Origin of the sequence: Microbacterium sp. 11MF, from assembly GCF_000383475.1 — a bacterium.
Lineage (GTDB): Bacteria > Actinomycetota > Actinomycetes > Actinomycetales > Microbacteriaceae > Microbacterium > Microbacterium aquilitoris.
Genome location: NZ_KB911459.1, coordinates 770,508 through 789,569 on the forward strand (window position 1 = coordinate 770,508; position 19,062 = coordinate 789,569).

23 protein-coding genes, 1 tRNA gene and 1 other RNA gene are annotated in these 19,062 nt (G+C 68.5%); 11 read left to right on the top strand and 14 right to left on the bottom strand.

Features of this window, described 5'->3' with window-relative positions; genetic code table 11:
* Positions 1–73: 73 nt before the first annotated feature.
* The gene (locus H286_RS0103705; RefSeq protein ID WP_020097153.1) at positions 74–1,348 is read right to left on the bottom strand and encodes an MFS transporter; all 1,275 of its coding nucleotides are present in this window, start codon (positions 1,346–1,348) and stop codon (positions 74–76) included.
* Between the two features lie 26 nt (positions 1,349–1,374).
* Here H286_RS0103705 and prfB point away from each other — a divergent pair, with 26 nt between their 5' ends.
* The 8 genes from prfB (at position 1,375) to smpB (ending at position 7,991) form a co-directional block, all read left to right on the top strand.
* Positions 1,375–2,484 carry a peptide chain release factor 2 gene (gene prfB / locus H286_RS0103710; RefSeq protein ID WP_020665420.1) on the top strand — a complete coding sequence of 370 codons (1,110 nt, stop codon included), beginning with the start codon at positions 1,375–1,377 and terminating at the stop codon, positions 2,482–2,484.
* Positions 2,485–2,598: 114 nt separating this feature from the next.
* The gene (locus tag H286_RS0103715) at positions 2,599–3,420 is read left to right on the top strand and encodes a DUF4397 domain-containing protein (protein ID WP_018188129.1); all 822 of its coding nucleotides are present in this window, start codon (positions 2,599–2,601) and stop codon (positions 3,418–3,420) included.
* Positions 3,421–3,430: 10 nt separating this feature from the next.
* Positions 3,431–4,072, top strand: a complete 642-nt coding sequence (locus H286_RS0103720) for a class F sortase (protein ID WP_020097154.1) — start codon at positions 3,431–3,433, stop codon at positions 4,070–4,072.
* Positions 4,069–4,653 (top strand): RNA polymerase sigma factor, encoded by a 585-nt coding sequence (locus H286_RS14430; RefSeq protein ID WP_018188127.1) that lies wholly within the window; start codon positions 4,069–4,071, stop codon positions 4,651–4,653. The genes H286_RS0103720 and H286_RS14430 overlap by 4 nt, the downstream gene beginning before the upstream one ends.
* Positions 4,640–5,383, top strand: a complete 744-nt coding sequence (locus H286_RS0103730; RefSeq protein WP_020097155.1) for an anti-sigma factor — start codon at positions 4,640–4,642, stop codon at positions 5,381–5,383. Before H286_RS14430 ends, H286_RS0103730 begins: the two co-directional genes overlap by 14 nt.
* 57 nt (positions 5,384–5,440) lie before the next feature.
* Entirely contained in the window at positions 5,441–6,523 is a 1,083-nt protein-coding gene (gene ftsE, locus H286_RS0103735) for a cell division ATP-binding protein FtsE (RefSeq protein ID WP_020097156.1), read from the top strand.
* Positions 6,520–7,434 (top strand): permease-like cell division protein FtsX, encoded by a 915-nt coding sequence (ftsX, locus tag H286_RS0103740; protein ID WP_020097157.1) that lies wholly within the window; start codon positions 6,520–6,522, stop codon positions 7,432–7,434. Before ftsE ends, ftsX begins: the two co-directional genes overlap by 4 nt.
* Before the next feature lie 80 nt (positions 7,435–7,514).
* Complete coding sequence (gene smpB, locus H286_RS0103745; RefSeq protein WP_018188123.1) at positions 7,515–7,991, top strand: SsrA-binding protein SmpB; 477 nt, start codon at positions 7,515–7,517, stop codon at positions 7,989–7,991.
* Positions 7,992–7,994: 3 nt separating this feature from the next.
* Here the strand turns inward: smpB and H286_RS0103750 are convergent, their stop codons facing one another.
* Both H286_RS0103750 and H286_RS0103755 read right to left on the bottom strand, forming a co-directional pair.
* Positions 7,995–8,216, bottom strand: a complete 222-nt coding sequence (locus tag H286_RS0103750; RefSeq protein WP_028497383.1) for a putative acetyltransferase — start codon at positions 8,214–8,216, stop codon at positions 7,995–7,997.
* A complete protein-coding gene (locus H286_RS0103755; protein ID WP_020097159.1) occupies positions 8,210–9,679 on the bottom strand; it encodes an SDR family oxidoreductase in 1,470 nt (489 codons plus the stop codon). The genes H286_RS0103750 and H286_RS0103755 overlap by 7 nt, the downstream gene beginning before the upstream one ends.
* A gap of 38 nt (positions 9,680–9,717) precedes the next feature.
* On the opposite strand from H286_RS0103755, the gene H286_RS0103760 reads away from it, so the two are divergent.
* Complete coding sequence (locus H286_RS0103760; RefSeq protein ID WP_020097160.1) at positions 9,718–10,128, top strand: NUDIX hydrolase; 411 nt, start codon at positions 9,718–9,720, stop codon at positions 10,126–10,128.
* A gap of 102 nt (positions 10,129–10,230) precedes the next feature.
* Positions 10,231–10,602, top strand: a transfer-messenger RNA (tmRNA) gene (gene ssrA / locus H286_RS14770).
* Positions 10,603–10,663: 61 nt separating this feature from the next.
* Here ssrA and H286_RS0103765 read toward each other — a convergent pair.
* Positions 10,664–11,236, bottom strand: coding sequence for a hypothetical protein (locus tag H286_RS0103765; protein ID WP_020097161.1), 573 nt, complete (start codon positions 11,234–11,236; stop codon positions 10,664–10,666).
* A complete protein-coding gene (locus H286_RS0103770; protein ID WP_020097162.1) occupies positions 11,233–12,057 on the bottom strand; it encodes an inositol monophosphatase family protein in 825 nt (274 codons plus the stop codon). The genes H286_RS0103765 and H286_RS0103770 overlap by 4 nt, the downstream gene beginning before the upstream one ends.
* 96 nt (positions 12,058–12,153) lie before the next feature.
* Between H286_RS0103770 and H286_RS0103775 the strand changes: the two genes are divergently transcribed.
* Positions 12,154–12,226 (top strand) — tRNA-Lys (locus tag H286_RS0103775).
* 66 nt (positions 12,227–12,292) lie between these two features.
* Here H286_RS0103775 and corA read toward each other — a convergent pair.
* The 9 genes from corA to H286_RS0103820 form a co-directional block, all read right to left on the bottom strand.
* On the bottom strand, positions 12,293–13,291 hold the full coding sequence (gene corA, locus H286_RS0103780) for a magnesium/cobalt transporter CorA (RefSeq protein WP_020097163.1): 999 nt from the start codon (positions 13,289–13,291) through the stop codon (positions 12,293–12,295).
* 103 nt (positions 13,292–13,394) lie between these two features.
* Positions 13,395–13,607, bottom strand: a complete 213-nt coding sequence (locus H286_RS0103785; protein ID WP_018188116.1) for a DUF2945 domain-containing protein — start codon at positions 13,605–13,607, stop codon at positions 13,395–13,397.
* Positions 13,595–14,197: a DUF2238 domain-containing protein gene (locus H286_RS0103790; protein ID WP_020097164.1), complete on the bottom strand. Its 603-nt coding sequence runs from the start codon at positions 14,195–14,197 to the stop codon at positions 13,595–13,597. The genes H286_RS0103785 and H286_RS0103790 overlap by 13 nt, the downstream gene beginning before the upstream one ends.
* The gene (locus H286_RS0103795) at positions 14,194–15,012 is read right to left on the bottom strand and encodes an endonuclease/exonuclease/phosphatase family protein (protein ID WP_231370881.1); all 819 of its coding nucleotides are present in this window, start codon (positions 15,010–15,012) and stop codon (positions 14,194–14,196) included. Before H286_RS0103795 ends, H286_RS0103790 begins: the two co-directional genes overlap by 4 nt.
* A complete protein-coding gene (locus H286_RS0103800; RefSeq protein WP_020097166.1) occupies positions 15,009–15,800 on the bottom strand; it encodes a glycosyltransferase family 2 protein in 792 nt (263 codons plus the stop codon). The genes H286_RS0103795 and H286_RS0103800 overlap by 4 nt, the downstream gene beginning before the upstream one ends.
* A 3-nt stretch (positions 15,801–15,803) precedes the next feature.
* Complete coding sequence (locus H286_RS0103805; protein WP_020097167.1) at positions 15,804–16,718, bottom strand: ABC transporter substrate-binding protein; 915 nt, start codon at positions 16,716–16,718, stop codon at positions 15,804–15,806.
* A 39-nt stretch (positions 16,719–16,757) separates the two neighbouring features.
* Positions 16,758–17,480: an ABC transporter permease gene (locus H286_RS0103810; protein ID WP_018188111.1), complete on the bottom strand. Its 723-nt coding sequence runs from the start codon at positions 17,478–17,480 to the stop codon at positions 16,758–16,760.
* Positions 17,477–18,154 (bottom strand): ABC transporter permease, encoded by a 678-nt coding sequence (locus H286_RS0103815; protein WP_018188110.1) that lies wholly within the window; start codon positions 18,152–18,154, stop codon positions 17,477–17,479. Before H286_RS0103815 ends, H286_RS0103810 begins: the two co-directional genes overlap by 4 nt.
* 7 nt (positions 18,155–18,161) lie before the next feature.
* Positions 18,162–18,998, bottom strand: a complete 837-nt coding sequence (locus H286_RS0103820) for an ABC transporter ATP-binding protein (RefSeq protein ID WP_018188109.1) — start codon at positions 18,996–18,998, stop codon at positions 18,162–18,164.
* Positions 18,999–19,062 lie beyond the last annotated feature (64 nt).

Here is a 19,062-nt window from a genome sequence, read left to right on the forward strand (position 1 = left end):
GGCCCTTGTCGTCTACCGATTGGATGACGCTCTCGAGGTCTGTGCCCAAGTTGCGGACGAGAAGGGTGCCCGGTCAGCGGTTGACGTGCGGCAAGAACCGCGGCAGCCAGCGGATGAAGGCGAGAGCTCCGAGCAGCCCGATGACTCCGACGGCCCCTGCCGCGAACGACAGCGAAGAGACCGCCGTGATGCCCGTCACGATCAGCGGGGTGGTGGCACCGCCGGCATCCGTCAATGTGCGCCACGACCCGAGGAAGGGCGCCGGATCATCCTTCGGTGCGAGATCTGCACCGATCGTCAGCAGGATGCCGCTGGACAGGCCGTTGCCCACGCCCAGCACCGCCGCGAACATCGCGAACCACATCTCGGCACTCGCGCCGTCGTGCGTGACCGAGAGGGCGAGGAAGCCGCTCCCCATCAGGACCATCGCCGGAAGTGCGGCCCACAGTCGTCCGAACCGGTCCATCACCTGCCCGCTCGCGTAGAAGAGGGCGAAGTCGAGCGCGCCGGAGATGCCGACGACGAGGGCGATCGACTGAGCGTCCAGCCCGATCGATACGCCCCACAACGGCAGGACGACCTGACGTGCGGACCGGACCGCCGAGAGGCTCGCCGCAGCCAGTCCGACACGCGACAGCACCCGACGGTGCAGCCACATCGTGCGGAACACGCCCACCCGCTCGGCGATGGGGATCGAGCCGGTTACGGGTTCACCGGAGTCCTCGGCCTCGTGGCTGCGGACCGTCTCGGCGACGAACTGCTTCTCGGGGTCGGGTCCGAAGGTCACCAGCACGATGAGGGCGACGAGGCAGACGGCGAAGAACCAGATCGTCGACCGCTCGTCGCCGAACAATCCGATGAGTGCCGCCGCGATGAAGGGACCCGTGAACATCCCGAGGCGGAACGTCCCGCCCAGAAGCGACAGCGCACGAGCGCGGAACATGACCGGCACACGGGTGGTCATGAACGAGTGGCGCGCCAGGCCGAACGCGGCGGCGCAGGAGCCGATGAGGAACACCGCACCGGCGAACACCGGCAGGGACGGCACCAGGGCGGCGGTCAGCGAGACGACGAGCGCAAGAGAGCCCGCGGCGATCATCGTCACCCGCTCGCCGAACCGGGCGACCGCCCAGCCCGCGGGCAGATTGCCGACCAGCTGCCCGACGACCAGCAACGAGGCGATGAGGGCCGACAGGGCGACATCCGCCCCCAGGTTGCTGGCGAGGATCGGGATGAGGGGGAGCACCGCTCCCTCGCCGATCGCGAAGAGGACGGTCGGCGCGTAGACCATGGGTCCGAAACGCCAGAGCACCTCCCGGGCAGTGGGGGAGTCGGGTCGGTCGGTCATCGCCATCCACGTTACTCTGGAGTGTCATGCTTGAATTCGATCCGTCTGTGCAGATCCAGGCCCTCCGTTCCACCTTCGGTGAGATCAAGGCGGTCGTCGATGTCGACGCGCTCACCGCCGAGATCGCCCGTCTCTCCGACGAGGCGGGCGCTCCCGATCTCTGGGACGACGTGGAGAAGGCGCAGAAGGTCACCAGCGCCCTGAGCCACCGTCAGTCCGAGCTGAAGCGCGTCACCGAGGTCGAGCAGCGACTCGACGACGTCGAGGTGCTCGTCGAGCTCGCCCAGGAGATGGACGACGAGGAATCCGCCGAAGAGGCTCGCCGCGAGATCGTCGACCTCGAGAAGGTCATCAGCCAGCTCGAGGTGCAGACGCTCCTCGACGGCGAGTACGACGATCGCGGCGCGGTCGTCACGATCCGCTCGGGTGCCGGTGGCGACGACGCCACCGACTTCGCCGAGATGCTCATGCGCATGTACCTGCGGTGGGCCGAGCGCCACAAGTACCCCGTCAAGGTGATGGACACGTCCTTCGCCGAGGGCGCGGGCATCAAGTCCGCGACGTTCGAGGTCGACGCCCCCTACGCGTACGGAACGCTGTCGGTCGAAGCCGGCACGCACCGTCTCGCCCGCATCAGCCCGTTCGGCTCAGCCGACAAGCGTCAGACGAGCTTCGCCGCCGTCGAGGTGATCCCGGTGATGGAGGAGGCCCAGGAGGTCGACATCCCCGAGGGTGACATCCGCGTCGACGTCTTCCGCTCGTCGGGCCCCGGTGGTCAGTCGGTTAACACGACGGACTCCGCGGTCCGCCTCACGCACCTCCCGAGCGGCATCGTCGTCTCGATGCAGAACGAGAAGAGCCAGATCCAGAACCGCGCCGCAGCCATGCGCGTGCTGCAGACGCGGCTCATGCTCCTCCAAAAGGAGGAGGAGGCGGCGAAGAAGAAAGAACTCGCCGGTACGATCACGGCGAGCTGGGGCGACCAGATGCGCTCCTACTTCCTCTACGGTCAGCAGCTCGTCAAGGACCTTCGGACGGGCCACGAGGTCGGAAACCCCGCCGTCGTCTTCGACGGAGACCTCGACGGGTTCATCGCGGCCGGTATCCGCTGGCGCAAGCGCAAAGACGACGACTGATCCACGCCGGGTGGGGTGAAAGATTTTTCATCCACCTGCATCCATACGGGGCAGACAGCCGGAATACCTCTGTGACAGCGCGAACAGCTCGCGCCGGATCAGAAGGAGTTCCTCATGCGCAAGACACTCTCTGCGGGCGTGGCTCTCGGTGCCGCCGTGGCCTTCGCCGCTTTCGTCCCCGCATCGGCCGCGACGTCGGACGATGCAGACCTCGCGGTGCTGCACGCGATCCCCGACACCCCGGTCGACGTTTATGTCGACGGCAAGCTGACGATCGACGACTTCCAGCCCGGCGACCTCGGTGGTCCGCTGCAGCTGCCCGGCGGCACCTACTCGGTCGCCCTGACGGCGGCGGACGCGACGGATGACTCCGCGCCCGTCCTCGGACCCATCGACCTCACTCTCGAGGCGGGAAAGAACTACACCGCGGTCGCGCACCTCGACGCCGCAGGCCAGCCGGCGGCGAACCTCTTCACCAACGACACGTCGAAGACCGCCGCCGGCGAAGGCCGGCTCACGGTCCGGCACGTCGCCGCCGCCCCGGCCGTCGATGTGCTGGCCGGTGGGGAAGCGGTCATCAGCGGGCTCGAGAACCCGAACGAGGAGTCGCTCGACCTGCCCGCCGGAACGGTCAGCGCGTCCGTCGCCCTCGCCGGCACGACCGACCCTGTCATCGGGCCGGCAGACGTCGACGTCGCGGAGGGCGAGCTGACGGTCGTCTATGCGTGGGGTTCGGCCGAGGCCGGCAACCTCGCGCTCGCGACGCAGACGATCGACGGCCTGCACTCAGGCCCCGGTGGGGTCAACACCGGTTCGGCCGGACTGGTCGCCGAGAACGGTACGAATGGCTGGGTGTTCGCCGGCGGTGCCGCGCTCATCGCCGGGCTGCTCGCCGGTGGCGTCTACGCGACCCGAGCCGCCAAGGCTCGCCGCTGAGGTCACCGACATGCGCCGCCTGCTCCCGCCCACCGTCGTCTTGACGGTCATGATGCTCGCGGCCTGCGCGCCGGTCCCGGAGGCGGATCCCTCCTCCGGGACCGGCACCGGTGCGACCGGGACGGTCTCCCCGACTCCGGCGACCCCCACGCCGGAGGTCTCCGTCCCGGTCGCACCGGCCACCCCGGCAGCCCTCGACCCGGTGCCTGCGCCCGAGCGCCTCAGGCTGGACGCTCTGGGCGTCGACATGCCGGTCGAGCCCGTCGGCGTCCAAGCCGGCGGCGAGATGCAGATCCCGGAGCGGCCGTCGACAGCCGGGTGGTACCGCTTCGGTGTCGCGCCGGACGATGACGCAGGGACCACGGTGATCGCCGCGCACGTCGACGACCGGGAGTTCGGCATCGGTCCGCTGGCGAAGCTCCGCGAAGCCCGTGCCGGTGACGTCGTCACGGTGACGGATGCCGACGGTGCCGCCACCGACTACGTCACCGAGTCCGTGACCTACATCCCTCGGGCCGAGCTTCCGGTCGACCGGCTGTTCACCCGCGACGGACCCCGCATGCTCGCCGTGATCACCTGCGGTGGTGATTTCGACCAGCAGACCCGGACCTACAGCGATAACGTGGTGCTCATTGCACGGGCCCGGTCATGAGTCTGACCACCGAGCCCCGGCTCGCTGCACGGAAGGAGCAGGCCGTAGACGACGACATGCAGCTCGCGGAGAGGTTCGCGACCGGCGACGAGACGGCGGTGAAGGCCATGTACGACCGCTGGTCGAGGATCGTCTACACCCTGGCGGTGCGCTCTCTGGGCGACACCGCCGAGGCGGAGGACGTCACGCAGCGGACCTTCGTGTCGGCCTGGACCTCGCGCTCGTCGTTCCGGCCGGGCCGGGCACCGCTGGGCGCGTGGCTCATCACGATCGCCCGGCGCCGCATCGCCGACGCCCACGAGGCCCGTGCGCGCGCGGCGCGCCTCGAGGAGGCCCTCAAGTCGGTCGTGCCCGAGTCCACGGTCGAGCACGACCTCTCGGATGCGATGCTCGTCGCCGACGAGGTGGCCCAGCTCGAACCCGACGCCCGTGCGGTGCTCGCCCTCGCGTTCTACGAGGACCTCACCCATCAGCAGATCTCTGAACGGCTCGGGATGCCGCTGGGTACCGTGAAGAGTCACATCCGCCGAAGTCTCACCCGTCTGCGAAGCCGATTGGAGGCGCACCATGTCACATCTTGACCCCGAGGTCGCCGCTCTCCTCGCGATGGGTGAGCAGGCGTCCGACGAGGACCGCCGCCACCTGGATGCCTGTGCCGACTGCGCGGCGGAGGTCGCCTCCTTCGCGCGCGCCGTCCTCGCCGGCCGCGCCACCGGCGAGGGCGAAGCCCTGTTGACGCCTCCCGATCGCGTGTGGGAGTCCATCCGCTCCGAGCTCTCCCTGCCGGACGACACGGCCGAGCCCGCGGCTCACCCGCGAGAGGCATCCGTCGCCGCCCCCGCTCGCCCGCACGTCGCACCGAGACGTCGGCGGATGAGTCGGCGCCCCGTGTTCTTCGTCCTCGCCGGTGCCGTCGCGGCGGTCGTCGCGATCGTGACCGCCGTGTGGGCGTCCGGGGGCATCGTGCCGCGTCCGCAGGTGATCTCCGAGGCTCGACTGGACGGGTTCCCGTCGTGGTCGGGCGCTGTGGGGGAGGCTCTCCTCGAACGCGTGGACGGGCACGACCGCGTGAGTGTCGACCTCGACGCATCCGTCCCCGACGACGGCTACCGCGAGGTCTGGCTCCTGACGGGCGACGCCAGCGACCTGGTGAGTCTCGGCATCCTGGACGGCTCGTCCGGGAGGTTCGACATCCCCGACGACATCGACCTCTCGAAGTTCACCGTCGTCGACATCTCGCAGGAGAACGTCGACGGCGATCCGGGACACTCGGGGGACTCCATCGTGCGGGGAACCCTGTCAGCCCCCTGAGTGCCCGGGAGTGTCGCTGACGGATGCCACGGGCATCGCGCTTAGGCTCATCTGGCCATGATCCGGTTCGAAAAGGTCTCCAAGCGTTACCGCGGTACGAGCAAACCCGCCCTCAGCGACGTCGAATTCGATGTGCAGCGCGGTGAGTTCGTGTTCCTCGTCGGCGCCTCCGGCTCGGGGAAGTCCTCGTGCCTGCGTCTCATCCTCCGAGAGGACACGGCCTCCGACGGACGCGTCGTCGTCCTCGGGCGCGACGTGCGGGGTTTGAGCACCCGCAAGGTCCCGTACTTCCGCCGCCACATCGGGTCGGTGTTCCAGGACTTCCGCCTGCTCCCCAACAAGACGGTGTTCCAGAACGTCGCCTTCTCGCTTCAGGTCATCGGGTCCAGCCGCGCGTTCATCCAGCAGTCGGTGCCCGAGGCGCTCGCCCTCGTCGGTCTCGACGGCAAGGAGAAGCGCCTTCCGCACGAACTCTCCGGCGGTGAGCAGCAGCGCGTCGCCATCGCGCGCGCGATCGTCAACCGCCCCCAGATCCTCCTGGCTGACGAGCCGACCGGAAACCTCGACCCCGGCACTTCGATCGACATCATGCAGCTGCTCGCTCGCATCAACGCCGGCGGGACGACGGTCGTCATGGCCACCCACGAAGCCGGCTTCGTCGACCAGATGCAGCGCCGCGTCATCGAGCTCCGCGGCGGCGTCATCGTCCGCGACGAGCGCGGTGGTGGCTACGGTGACACTTCGAGTCTTCCCGTCCTCCGGCCGGAGACCGTCAAGGGCGCTGCGGCGACCGCGGCGCTGACGGCGGTCCTCGAGCTGCAGAAGCAGATCGTCTCCTCGGGCGACACCGGAGCCGTCGAGCCGCTGCCGGAGGTCGTGGAGCCCCCGGCGCCTCAGCCCGACGCGGTGCTCCCCGCTGTCCCGGTCGTGAACGACCCGCCGGTTGCGGACTCGCCTCCGAACGAACAGCAGACGCAGGATGCCGCGACCCCGGCAGCCGCATCGGAGCCCGACACCGGCACCCGCGGCATCCCGATCTCGCCTGCCGAGATCGACCTCGCGGGTATCGATGGACTGGGGGCGGCCGACCGACTCGGGCTCGGACGCCGCGACGAGGACGAAGTGGGGCCCACCGCATGAGAGCTCGTCTCGTCCTCGGTGAAGCGCTCACCGGGCTTCGCCGCAATGCCTCGATGGTGATCTCGGTCATCCTCGTCACCTTCGTCTCGCTCACGTTCGTGGGTGCCGCGATGCTCATGCAGATGCAGATCGCGAAGATGCAGGGGTACTGGGCGGAGCGCGCCCAGGTCGCGGTCTTCATGTGTCGGGACGGCTCGACGCAGACGACGTGCAGCGGCGGCGAGGCCTCCAAGGACCAGCTCGCGGCCGTGGCCGACAAGCTCAAGAGCCCCGCCCTCGACGGCATCGTCCGGAGCGTCCGCTTCGAGACCCGGGACGAGGCCTATCAGAACGTGCTCGACCTCATGGGCGAGGACTACAAGGACTTCATCACCCCGGCCCAGCTCAACGAGACCTACTGGGTCAACCTCGTCGACCCCACTCAGACGGAGGTCATCGACGAAGCGTTCAGCGGTATGGACGGTGTCGAGCAGGTGAAGGACCAGATGGAGTACCTGCAGCCGCTCTTCTCGGCGCTGACCATCGCGACCTACTTCGCCGTCGCCATCGCCGGGCTGATGCTGGTCGCGGCGGTCCTCCTGATCGCCACCACCATCCGGCTGTCCGCGTATGCCAGACGTAAGGAACTCGGCATCATGCGTCTCGTCGGGGCATCCAATCGTTTCATCCAGACCCCCTTCATCCTCGAAGGCGTGTTCGCGGCCCTCCTCGGCTCGGCGCTCGCGAGCGTGACGATCTGGCTGGGGGTGCAGTACGGCGTCCGAGGGTACCTCGTGAACGAGATCGACTTCGTGACCACCTGGATCGACGGACGGGACGCGCTCCTGGTCATCCCGGTGATCGTCGGACTGGGGCTCGTCCTCGCTGCACTGTCGGCGAGCTTCGCGATCCGCAGATGGCTGCGCACCTGAGCCCTGCCCACGCGGCGACCCGGCTCCGTTAGACTGGCAGACCGGCTGCGCGCGGAGCGCCGTCGTGTCGAGGAGTCATCATGCCCAGGGAACGCGGGGAACAGGTCATCGCGACCAACCGTCGCGCGCGCCACGAGTACGCCATCGAGAAGACCTACGAGGCGGGCCTCGTGCTCACCGGCACCGAGGTCAAGTCGCTCCGGCAGGGGCGCGCGAACCTCAGCGACGGCTACGCGTTCATCGACGGGGGACAGGCGTGGCTCGACGCCGTGCACATCCCGGAGTACTCGCAGGGCCATTGGACGAACCACTCGACCAAGCGCACGCGCAAGCTCCTGCTGCATAAGGAGGAGATCGTCAAGCTCTCGCACGCGATCTCCGCAGGTGGCTACACGCTCATCCCACTGAAGCTCTACTTCTCGGACGGTCGCGCCAAGGTCGAGATCGCCGTTGCGAAGGGCAAGCGCGAGTTCGAGAAGCGGCAGACGATCCGCGAACGCGAAGACAAGCGCGAGGCTGAGCGGGCCATGCGCGGCCGCAACCGCCTCGGCGAGTGACGCTCAGGCGGTTCCGGTCCGGCGTCGGGGTTCCGGCGGCGGGGGAACGGCCTTCGCCGCGATGACGGCTGCTCGGGGGATGCGTTCCACGCCGCGCTTGCCGTCGACTACCACGAGATCCACATCGATCGAGATCAGCTCGCCCAGCGCGTCGGTCGCGCGTCCATCGGGCAACTGGTAGCGCACCACGACGCGGGTCCCCGGGGCTGGGAACCGCGTCACCATCGGCTGGGGGCGTAGTCCTTGAGGAACACCCCGAAGACGTCCTCGCCCGCTTCTCCGAGCACGATCGGGTCGTAGACGCGCGCAGCGCCGTCGACGAGGTCCAGTGGGGCATGGAAGCCCTCCTCGGCAAGACGGACCTTGGTCGGGTGGGGGCGCTCGTCGGTGATCCAGCCGGTGTCGACGCTCGTCATCAGGATGCCGTCCGATTCGAACATCTCGCGCGCACTGGTGCGGGTCAGCATGTTGACGGCGGCCTTGGCCATGTTGGTGTGCGGATGCCCCGGACCCTTGTATCCGCGCTCGAAGACGCCCTCCATCGCGCTCACGTTCACGATGTAGGTGCGGCGTGCAGGGCTCGCAGACATCGAAGGGCGGAGCTTGGAGACGAGGAGGAAGGGTGCCGTGGTGTTGGCCAACTGCACTTCGAGCATCTCGAGCGGATCGACCTCCTCCACCCGCTGAACCCATGAGTTCGAGTGGTCGAGGTCGGGGATCAGTCCGCCGGCGTCGATCGCGGTTCCCGCGGCAAGCCGGTCGAGCGAGGTCGATCCGGCGGCCATCGCCTCGCGGGTCAGGGTGTCGGCGCGGTCCGCGGCCGCCGCGAGGATCGGGTGGGCGCTCACAGAGCGCTCGAGGGCCTCGGGGTGCCGGTCGTTTGTGTGCCCGAAGGTGACGAGCGCCGGGAGGGGGCCGTCGGGAAGGGGCGCCAGCTCGGCGTCGACCAGCGGCTGGTAGGCGCCGGGGGAGCGCCGGACGGTCTGCGTCGCGTTGTTGATCAGGATGTCGAGCGGTCCGGATGCGGCGACGTCGTCGGCGAGGGCGATCACCTGGGCCGGGTCGCGCAGGTCGATCCCGACGATCTTCAGCCGATCGATCCACTCCGGCGAGTCGGGCAGGGCACGGAAGCGCCGCACGGCGTCGCGGGGGAAGCGGGTCGTGATCGTCGTGTGGGCGCCGTCGCGGAGGAGCCGAAGAGCGATGTACATGCCGATCTTGGCGCGTCCGCCCGTCAGCAGTGCGCGTCGTCCGGCGAGATCGGTGCGCGCGTCACGCTTGGCGTGGCTGAGGGCCGCGCACTCGGGGCAGAGCTGATGGTAGAAGGCGTCCACGACCGTGTACGGCTCCTTGCAGATGTAGCAGCCGCGCGCCTTCTGCAGGACGCCCGCGATCGGCGCGGCGGTGCGTGTCGCGATCGGGATGCCGCGCGTCTCGTCGTCGATGCGGTCGGGGGCGCCCGTCGCCGTGGCGTGCACGACGGCACGGTCGGCGTCGGCGATCGCGGCGCGGATCTCGCGGCGGCGCTCCTTCTTCGCCGCCTTGAACATCGCGGCGGTCGCCTGGCGGACGGCGATGAAGTCGGGGTGCGTCCGGGGGAGCGACGACAGCTCGGAGAGGACGCGGAGCGTCGTGGCGAGGTCTGCGGGATCGATCCCCTGGTCGTCGGGGGAGATGTCGGGAAGCACATGAGATTGTACGTCGGGTCGCCTGTTAGCGTTCTCGCGTGACCCCGCCCGACGCCGCATCCGTACCGTCCATCCGCGTCTCGGCCGCGGTCATCCGGGATGACACGGGCCGATTGCTCCTCGTGCGCAAAGCCGGGACGACCGCGTTCATGCAGCCCGGCGGCAAGCCTGAGCCCGGCGAGACGCCGGACGAGACGCTCGTGCGGGAGCTCGCGGAAGAGCTGGGAGTGATCGTGTCGGTCACTGCACTCCGATCGCTCGGCGTGTTCCACGCCGCCGCGGCCAACGAACCCGGGCACGTGGTCGTCGCCGACGTGTTCGACGTCTCGATCGCCGGTCAGGAACCCGCTGCGGCTGCCGAGATCGCCGAGATCCGGTGGGTCACGGCGGAGGAGACGGGGGCCCTCGAGGTCGCGCCGTTGGCGGTCGAGTACTTCCTCCGCGGGTGACACCGCCCCGGTCGGTGGTAGTCTGGGATGCTCGGACGCTCCGGCATCCGAGTGTTGACAACTCCACAGAGTGACAACGGTCCACACACCGCCAGGTGTCTCGGGGATGATCGGTTTCGACATCGCCTGTGACTCTGCGAGAAGCGGGCCGAGGATGCAGGGTTATCTCGTAAACGATCTCTGCGAACCAATAACTGCCAATAAGAAGCAGTCCGACTTCGCCCTCGCTGCGTAAGCAGCCAGCTCGAGTCCGTCAGTCCGTGAGTGATCCCCTCATGGTCCCTGGCGTCATTTAAGGGATCTCGCTTCGTGGCGTCGCCTGAGCGTCACGCGGGACTTTTTCAGGCTGGGCTCGTCGACTCACGTGTCTGTACTAAGGGTCGGGGCCGAGCAGAACGCCATTTACAGACTGCGCCCGGAGAAGACGCCGTCTCTCAGCGATGGACGGGGGTTCGATTCCCCCCATCTCCACGAACCGTTGTCACGGAGCAGAAGCCCCCGGTCCGTTCGCGGATGCGGGGGCTTCGTCGTCTCTTCAGCCGAGGTCGATCAGGTCGAGGCCCTGTCTCGTGTCCGAGACCTCCACCCAGCCGTTGCGGAAGAGGTAGGTCATCCCGTACCCCTCGTCATCCACGCGGAGGGCGCCCGCGGGATCCTCGGTGATCAGCACGCCCCGAGGATCGTCCTTTCGGATCCATCCCTCGGCCTGCAGCGCCGCCTGGGTCGCCGACGCGTCGGCCTCGCTGATCGGCGACCATCCGAAGAGCACCAGATCATCGTTCGTCGGCGAGGCGAAGTCTCCCCACGTGCAGGAGATCCCCTTCGGGAGTTCGAGGTCGAGGATCACGAACGGGTCCTCGCGAACCGTCCAGCCCGTCGACGTGAAGGTGTCGATGGTGTCCGAGGAGAGCATGTTCTCGCACGTGACGTCCTCGGGGACGATCGTGGCCGCAGAGGACGGTGTCGACGCGGATGCCCCGGGTGCCGCAGCGCCGCTCGGATCACCACCCGGGCCTGACGTCGGAGTGCACGCCGTCGTCACCGCCACGACGGCCGCGATGAGGACGGCGACCGCCGTCCGCTTCCGGTGTGAAAGATTCGACCTCACGTCCGCAACATCCCGAGGAACGTGTCATGGAGGATGCCGTTGGTCGCCAGCGACGAGCGCGCGTCCAGACGCTCCCCGCCGTCGATGTCGGTGAAGCGGCCACCCGCCTCGAGGACGATCGGCACGTGGGCGGCGATGTCGTACTCGCGGACGTCGAACTCCGCGACCATCTCGAGACGGCCCTCCGCCAGGAGCATGTAGGGCCAGGCGTCTCCGTACCCCCGGTCGCGCCACACGGCCCGCGTGAGACGGAGGAGGGAGTCTGTGCGGCCCGCGGCATCCCACTGACCGATGCTCTGGAAGCTGATGCTCGCGTCTGCGGCGGTCGCGACGTCCGACGTGCGGACGCGCCTCGTCGTGCCGTCGGCGCCCCGGGTCCACGCGCCGGCACCGGTGGCGGCCCACCATCGACGCGAGATCGCCGGTTGGCTGACGACCCCGACCCGGGGAACGCCGTCGACCACAAGGGCGATGAGAGTGGCCCACATGGGGATGCCCTTGAGGTAGTTCGCGGTGCCGTCGATCGGGTCGATGATCCACTGGCGGCGGGTGTCTCCGCTCGTGCCGTACTCCTCGCCGAGGATCCCGTCCTCGGGACGCTCGCGTGCGAGGAGATCGCGGATCGCTCGCTCCGTCGCCAGATCGGCCTCGGTGACGTGCGTCGCGTCGGCCTTCGTGCTGACCTCGAGATCGGGGGCGTCGAAGCGTTCCATCGATGCGCTGTCCGCGGCATCCGCGAGGCGGAGCGCGAAGGCGAGATCGTCGCGGAGGTCACCGTCGTACGGCGCGAGCCAGGGCGTCGAAGAGGGAGGGGGCGTCACGCTGTCCAGGATACGGCGTGTGCCTGGGGGCCTCGATTGGCGCAGCGCGCGATCGTGATGCTAGTGTTGACCCTCGGTTCGAGTTCTTCGAATCACGCACCTCTAGCTCAATCGGCAGAGCAACTGACTCTTAATCAGTGGGTTCCGGGTTCGAGTCCCGGGGGGTGCACGGACGGCCCCGATCACTCTCGCCAGTGATCGGGGCCTTCTGCTTTTCCTGGGCGCAGAGGCGGCCTCAGAGCCAGTGTTTGCGCTTGAAGACGGCGTACAGGACGACCGAGCTCGCGACCATCAGGCCGAGGGCCATGGGGTATCCGAACGTCCAGTGGAGCTCGGGCATGTTGTCGAAGTTCATGCCGTAGATCGTGCCGACGAGGGTCGGTCCGAAGAGGATCGCCGCCCACCCCGAGATCTTCTTGACCTGCTCGTTCTGCTCGAGCGAGGTGTCGGTCTGCCGCTGCGTGACGAGCGTCGAATGCACCGTCAGGGCGTTGTCGAGGATGGAACGGAAAGCGGCGATCCGTTCGTTGACGCGGATGACGTGGTCCAACACGTCCCGCAGCGAGCGCTGGAGCTCGATGTCGACACCGTACTTGTCCGAGCCCTGCAGCAGTCGTTGCAGCATGTCATCGAGCGGCAGAGTGGACTTGTGGAGGGCGATGACTTCGCGGGCGAGCGCGTAGATGCGCTGCGACAGACCGGCGTCATCGCCGCCGAAGAGCGTTTCCTCGATCTCGTCGATGTCGTTCTCGACGCCTGCGATCACCGGCGCGTACTCGTCGACGACCTGATCGAGGATCGCGTACAGGATCGCCTCGGGTCCCATGCCCAACAATTCCGGCTGCTCCTCCATGCGAGCGCGGACACGCGCGAGGTCGGGGGAGTCGGCGTGGCGGACCGTGACCACGAAGTCGGGGCCGACGAAGACGTGGAGCTCGCCGAACGCCACCGATTCCTTCTCGTCGTCGTACTGGGCGGGACGGAGCACCGCGAACAACACGTCGCCGTAGCGTTCGAGCTTCGCCCGCTGGTGGCCGGCGAGAGCGTCCTCGACGGCGAGCGGGTGCAGCGAGAACTCGGCCGCCACGGCGGCCACCTCGGCCTCAGTGGGGCGGTACAGGCCGATCCACGCCATGCCGTTGTGGTCGCGCATGTGCTCGAACGTCTCGCTGAGATTCGAGGGGTCCTGGATACGGCGGCCGTTGACGTACACGGCGTTGTCGACGATGGGCATGCGACGATTCTCCGTCCTGCGAGGTGAACAGATGCCGCGCGCCGCGCCGCGCCCGCTCGCCAGACCCGGTGAACCGGGTGGAAGCGAGGCGTGCGGCCTCCCCTCAGGACGACAGCTTGTTCAAAGCTGAACCCTTGTGGGCGGCTTTCGCACCCGTCTTCTCCGACTCGACGATGAACGCAGGCTCATCCGTCGAGGCGGTGAAATCCTGCCCATCGAATGTGAAGTCCCTCGTCTTGCGTTCCGTGATCTTGCCCTGGGTGCGTCCCTGCGACGTGTTCCAGCTGACGCGATCGCCTTTCTTCAGGTCCGCCATGATTGTTCCTTCCTGTCTGCCGCGACGAGCGCGGTCCTCTCGATGGGGATTCGGATGATCAGGATGCCGGCGACGAGAGAACCGAGCCCGCCGACGGCCATGTCCCCGATGGTGTCTTGATAGGTGACGAAGATGTCCGGCGCGAGGAACGTCTTGCCGGCCCACTCGACCATCTCCCACAGCGCGCTGATCGCGAGGCCGATCGTCGGGACGAGGACGACGCTCGATCGCCGGTCGGCGCGTGCCGGAACGACCTCGAAGCGCCGGAGGACGAGGAAGGCGATGGTCGCGATCACACCGGTGGCCACGAAGTGGACGGCGATGTCCCACCACGCGATGGAACGGTACAGGTCCAGGACGTTGCTCCATGCCGCGACGGTGACCGTGACGCCGTACAGGACATCGAGACCGGGCCGTGCGCCGATCGCTCGGGGCACGAGGAGGGCGGGCAGAGCGAGCGCCAGGATCCCGGCGTCCGTCGGCGTCCACCAGAGAAAAGCCGCTGCCACACTCAGCAGGCCCAAGACGCGGATACCGTCGGCCGCCCACTCGGCGGAGGATCGCGGCGGCCGCAAGAATTCGGATCTCATCGCGGTACCTCGATGGCGGCATGGACCGGGAGGTGGTCCGACCCGGCCACGCCGTCCTCCAGGCGGGCGTCGATGCCTACGCGTTCCACGGCGACGTCCGGAGTCGTCAGGATCCAGTCGATGCGCTCACCCCCGCGCACAGGCGGGCGGTACCCGCTGTACGTGCCCCAGGGCGGGGTCACGCGTTCGGCTGCCGTGGTCCAGGCATCCGTCAGCAGGTCGCCGCGGGTGAGGGCCTCCAGCGCGGGCGAACCTTCGGCTGCGTTCATGTCACCCATCACGACGGTGGGGAGCCCTCGCCGTCGCACCACCTGACGGATCTGCTCGGCGGCGCGGACGCGAGACCGCGACGAGAACGGATCCAGGTGCGTGTTGATCACGGCAAAGGACGCTCGTGCGCGTCGGTCCCGAAAGACTCCGATCACCATCGCCCGAGGCAGCGGGTTGCCCCACGACCGGGAACCGGCGACCTCGGGCGAGGCCGATAGGGCGAGCTGCTGATGATCGATGAGCTCGAGCCGCGATCGATCGAAGAAGATCGGGCACCCCTCGCCGCGTCCGCCGCGTCCGCGTCCCACGCCGATGCGCCCGTACTCGCCTCCTAATGCCCGGGCGATGTCACGAGCGGGACCTGGAAGCACCTCCTGCAGGCTGATCACCGAGGGCGATTCCCTCGAGAGCGACGCCAGGAGCGCGGGGCGGCGCCGCTCCCATCGATCGGCACCGCGGGAGAGCCCGCGCGGGAGCGGCCTGCGCACGTTCAGCGTCGCCACGTGCAGGAGATTGCCCTCCACCTCGCCGAGGACGGGGTTCATGCCGACATCCTCGATGCTGTGCTGCGGCGGTCCGCGCGTCGACGTGCGGACCGCGCCCACCGGATCGGTGCGAACTCCTCCGGCCAATGCCGGACGACGGTTCGGATGCCGCGGCGCACACGGCGGCGGAAAGCGGATGCAGACGCGAAGGGGCGCATCGAGATGCCCATCGCCGCTGAGGGCACGAACCGGATCCGATGTTCCTTTCCGAGATGGAACGAGAGATCGAGGTCGTCGTGGATTTCGGGGTCCGTGCGGTGGACGACCGTGCTCACCCGCCGCCAGGCTGACCGGCGCATGGCGAGGTTGGACCCGAAGAGGGGGAGGTGTCCGAGGGTCGGCGTGAGGACGGCGGCGTAGGCGCCGAGGTAGGCGACCGCCAACGGCGACCGGAGGAAGCGCGGGCCGTCGATGAACCGAGCAGCGCCCGCGAAGACATCCACCTCGGGGCGCTCGCGGGCTTGTGCGCTCATGACCTCCACCCAGGTCGCCGCCGGGATGCAGTCCGCGTCGAGGCGGAGGATGAGGTCGCCCTCCGCGGAGTCGTACCCGGCTGCCGCCGCTGCGGGAATGCCGGGCTGGTCGCAGGAGACGACCCGCGTCCCGCCCTCGCGCGCGACACCGGCCGAATCGTCCGACGAGCCGTTGTCGACCACGACGATCTCATCGGGCCGACGGGTCTGCAGCGCAAGGGCCCGCAGGCACCGCCGGAGTCCGTCGGCGTCGTCCTTCACGGGGATGACGACGGTGACGGATTCGACGGTGGGCTGCGGGCCCAGAGCTGTCATGTGTCAGCCGAGGTTGTCGGCGATCCACTTCTTGGCGATGTCAGCGCTCGAACGCTGGTCGACAGTGGACTCGACATTCATCGCGACGAGCTCCTCGGGGCTCATCGCCTCGCTGACCTTGTTGATCGCATCCGCGATCTCGTCGGCCTTGTCGGCGTTCGCGATCGGCACGACGTTCGCAGCGAGGAACAGTCCCTTCGGGTCCTCCAGCGTGACGAGATCCTCCGTCTTGATCCGCGGGTCCGCGCTGTAGACGTTGGCGACCTGGATGTTCCCCGCGACGAGCTCGTCGACGGTCGTGTCGGCCGTCGCCTCGAACTTGGCGTCGACGCCGTAGACCTTCTTCAGGTCGGTGAAGTACGGCCGCTGCTCGAGCTCGGGGGCGCCGCCGAACGTCAGGTCCTTGATGCTGGCCAGGTCGCCGATCTCGGTGAGGTTGTTCTCTTTCGCGAAGGCGGCCGTCACGTTGTAGGAATCCTGGTCGGTCGCCGGCGAGTAGTCGAGAGCCTTCAGGTTGTCCGGAAGGACCTTCACCATTGCGTCGTAGACCTCGTCGGACGACCCGGCAGTGGCCGACTTGTCGTAGTACTGCAGCAGGCTGCCGGTGTATTCGGGGAAGAGGTCGATGGACCCGTCCTCGAGCGACGGCATGTAGGCGTCGCGCTGGCCGATGGCGAATTTCCGCTCGACGGAGAAGCCGTCCTTCTCCAGCACCTGGGAGTAGATCTCGGCGATGATCTCGTTCGACGGGTAGGACTGCGAGCCGACGACGATCGTCTTGGACTGCTCGCCGCCGCCCTCGTTGCCGCTCGAACCGCTGCCCTGGAGGGAATCGCTCGAGCCGCAGGCGGACAGCGCGAAAACGGCCGCGGCGGCGAGGCCGACGACGGGAAGGATGCGGGTGCGTGTGATGGACATGGATGCCTCCGGATGGGGTGGTGGTCAGGATGCCCGGTCTCAGGTGGCCGGGACGGGGGCGCGCCGGGTGCGACGACGCGTGGGGGAAGAGTTTTGCACGGCGACGCCGCGGGGAACGACGATGCGCTGGAACAGTGCGAAAGCGCCGTCCAGGACGAGGGCGAGGATGACGACGACGATCGAGGCGCCGAGGATCTGTGCGGCGTTGCGGGTCTGGATGCCCTGGATGAGGGCGAACCCCAGTCCGCCGAGCCCCACGTACGCGGCGATGGTGACGGTGGCCACGACCTGCAGGACTGCGGAGCGGATGCCGCCGATGAGAAGCGGCAGACCGAGGGGGACTTCAATCTTCCACAGGATCTGCATCGGAGTCATCCCGACGGCGCGGCCCGCCTCGACGGTGGAGCGGTTGATCGCCTCGATACCGGCGTACGCGCCGGCGAGGATCGAGGGGATCGCGAGGAGGACGAAGGCGACGACCGCGGCCTGCTCCTTGAAGTTGACGCCGATCACCAGGTAGAGCAGGACGACGAGACCGAGGGATGGCAGGGAGCGGGCGGCGCCGGACAGGAACACCGCGATCTCGCGGCCCTTCCCGGTGTGACCGATCGCCCACCCGGCGGGGATGGCGATGACAGCCGCGATCGCGACCGACCCGAAGGTGAAACCGAGGTGCTGCAGGATCGCCTCCCAGAGGGGGAGGTACCCGGTGGTGCGGTCGGGGGAGAAGATCCACGCGAACGCGTCGAGGAAGACGTTCATGCCGTCACCTCCGCCGCACGGGCGCGTTGCCGCGGCACGCGGATCCGTCGGGTCCACGGCATCAGCGCGCGTCCCGCGAGGACGAGCGCCAGATCGATCACGAGGGCGATGACGACGACGGCGAGGACGCCCGCCAGCACCTCGGGGATGATGCGTCGCTGCGACCCGTTCGTGAAGAGGTATCCCAGGTTCTGCACACCGATGAGGGCTCCGACGGTGGCCAGGGAGATGGTCGACACCGCCGTCACGCGCAGACCCGCCAGCATGACCGGCCCGGCGAGGGGGAAGTCGACCGTCCAGAATCGCCTGACCGGGCCGAAGCCGACAGCCACCGCGGCGCTGCGGACCGCGGCATCCACCGACGCGAGACCGTCGGTGACGGAACGCGTCATGATCGCCACGGCGTAGATCGTGAGCGCGACGACCAGGTTGGTCTCCGACAGGAGGCCGATGCCCGTCGTCGCGCTGATGAGGGCGAACAGACCGAACGAGGGGATCGTGTAGAGGATGCCCACCACGCCCAGGAGTGTGCCGCGCAGGCGCGTGAATCGGAACGCCGCCCAGCCGAGCGGGATCGCGAGGACGAAACCGAGCACGATCGCGATGGCGCTCTGCCGCAGGTGGGCGAGCGTGAGTTGCCCGATCAGGTCGAGGTTCTCGACGACCCAGTTCATGGAGCCGTCACCCCTCGTCCTCCGGCGACCCCGGCAGGAGGACGCCTTGGGTCCGACCGGATCCGTCCACGAGCACCGTCCCGCGGTCGGTCTGCTTCGCGTGGAAGGCACGCGCGCCGCGATCGGCGCCGATGAAGCTCGCGACGAACTCGTCGGCGGGGGCTTCGATGATCTCCGAGGGCGTTCCGTGCTGGGCGATCCGGGCGCCCTTCTGCAGGATGACCACCTGGTCACCCAGCAGGAAGGCTTCGTCGATGTCGTGGGTCACGAACACGATCGTCTTGTCGAGTTCTCGCTGCAGTCGGATGACCTCGGCCTGCAGTTCCTTGCGGACGATGGGGTCGACGGCGCCGAACGGCTCGTCCATGAGCAGGATGTTGGGGTCCGCAGCGAGCGCACGTGCGACGCCGACGCGCTGCTGCTGGCCGCCGGAGAGCTGAGCGGGGTAGCGATCGGCGAACGCGGTGTCGAGGCCGACGACCTCCATCAACTCCATCGCGCGCCGACGCGCGGTCGCGCGGGTCTGGCCGGTGAGCACGGGCACGGTCGCGATGTTGTCGGCCACCGTGTAGTGGGGCAGGAGTCCGGCGTTCTGCAGGACGTACCCGATGCTGCGCCGCAGCTGGACGGCGTCACGGGAGCGGATCGACTCGCCGTCGATCATGATGTCACCGGACGTCGGTTCGATCAGGCGGTTGATCATCCGCAGCAGCGTGGTCTTGCCGCAGCCCGAGGATCCGACCAGGACCGTCGTCTTGCGCGCGGGCATCTCGAGCGAGACGTCGTCGACGGCGGCGGGGCCGTCGCCGAAGCGCTTGGTGACGGATCGGAATTCGATGGCCATGGGCGTCCTTTCGGCCGGTGCTTCAGCAAACCACAGACCCCCGACATCCCGGCAGTCTCCGGCG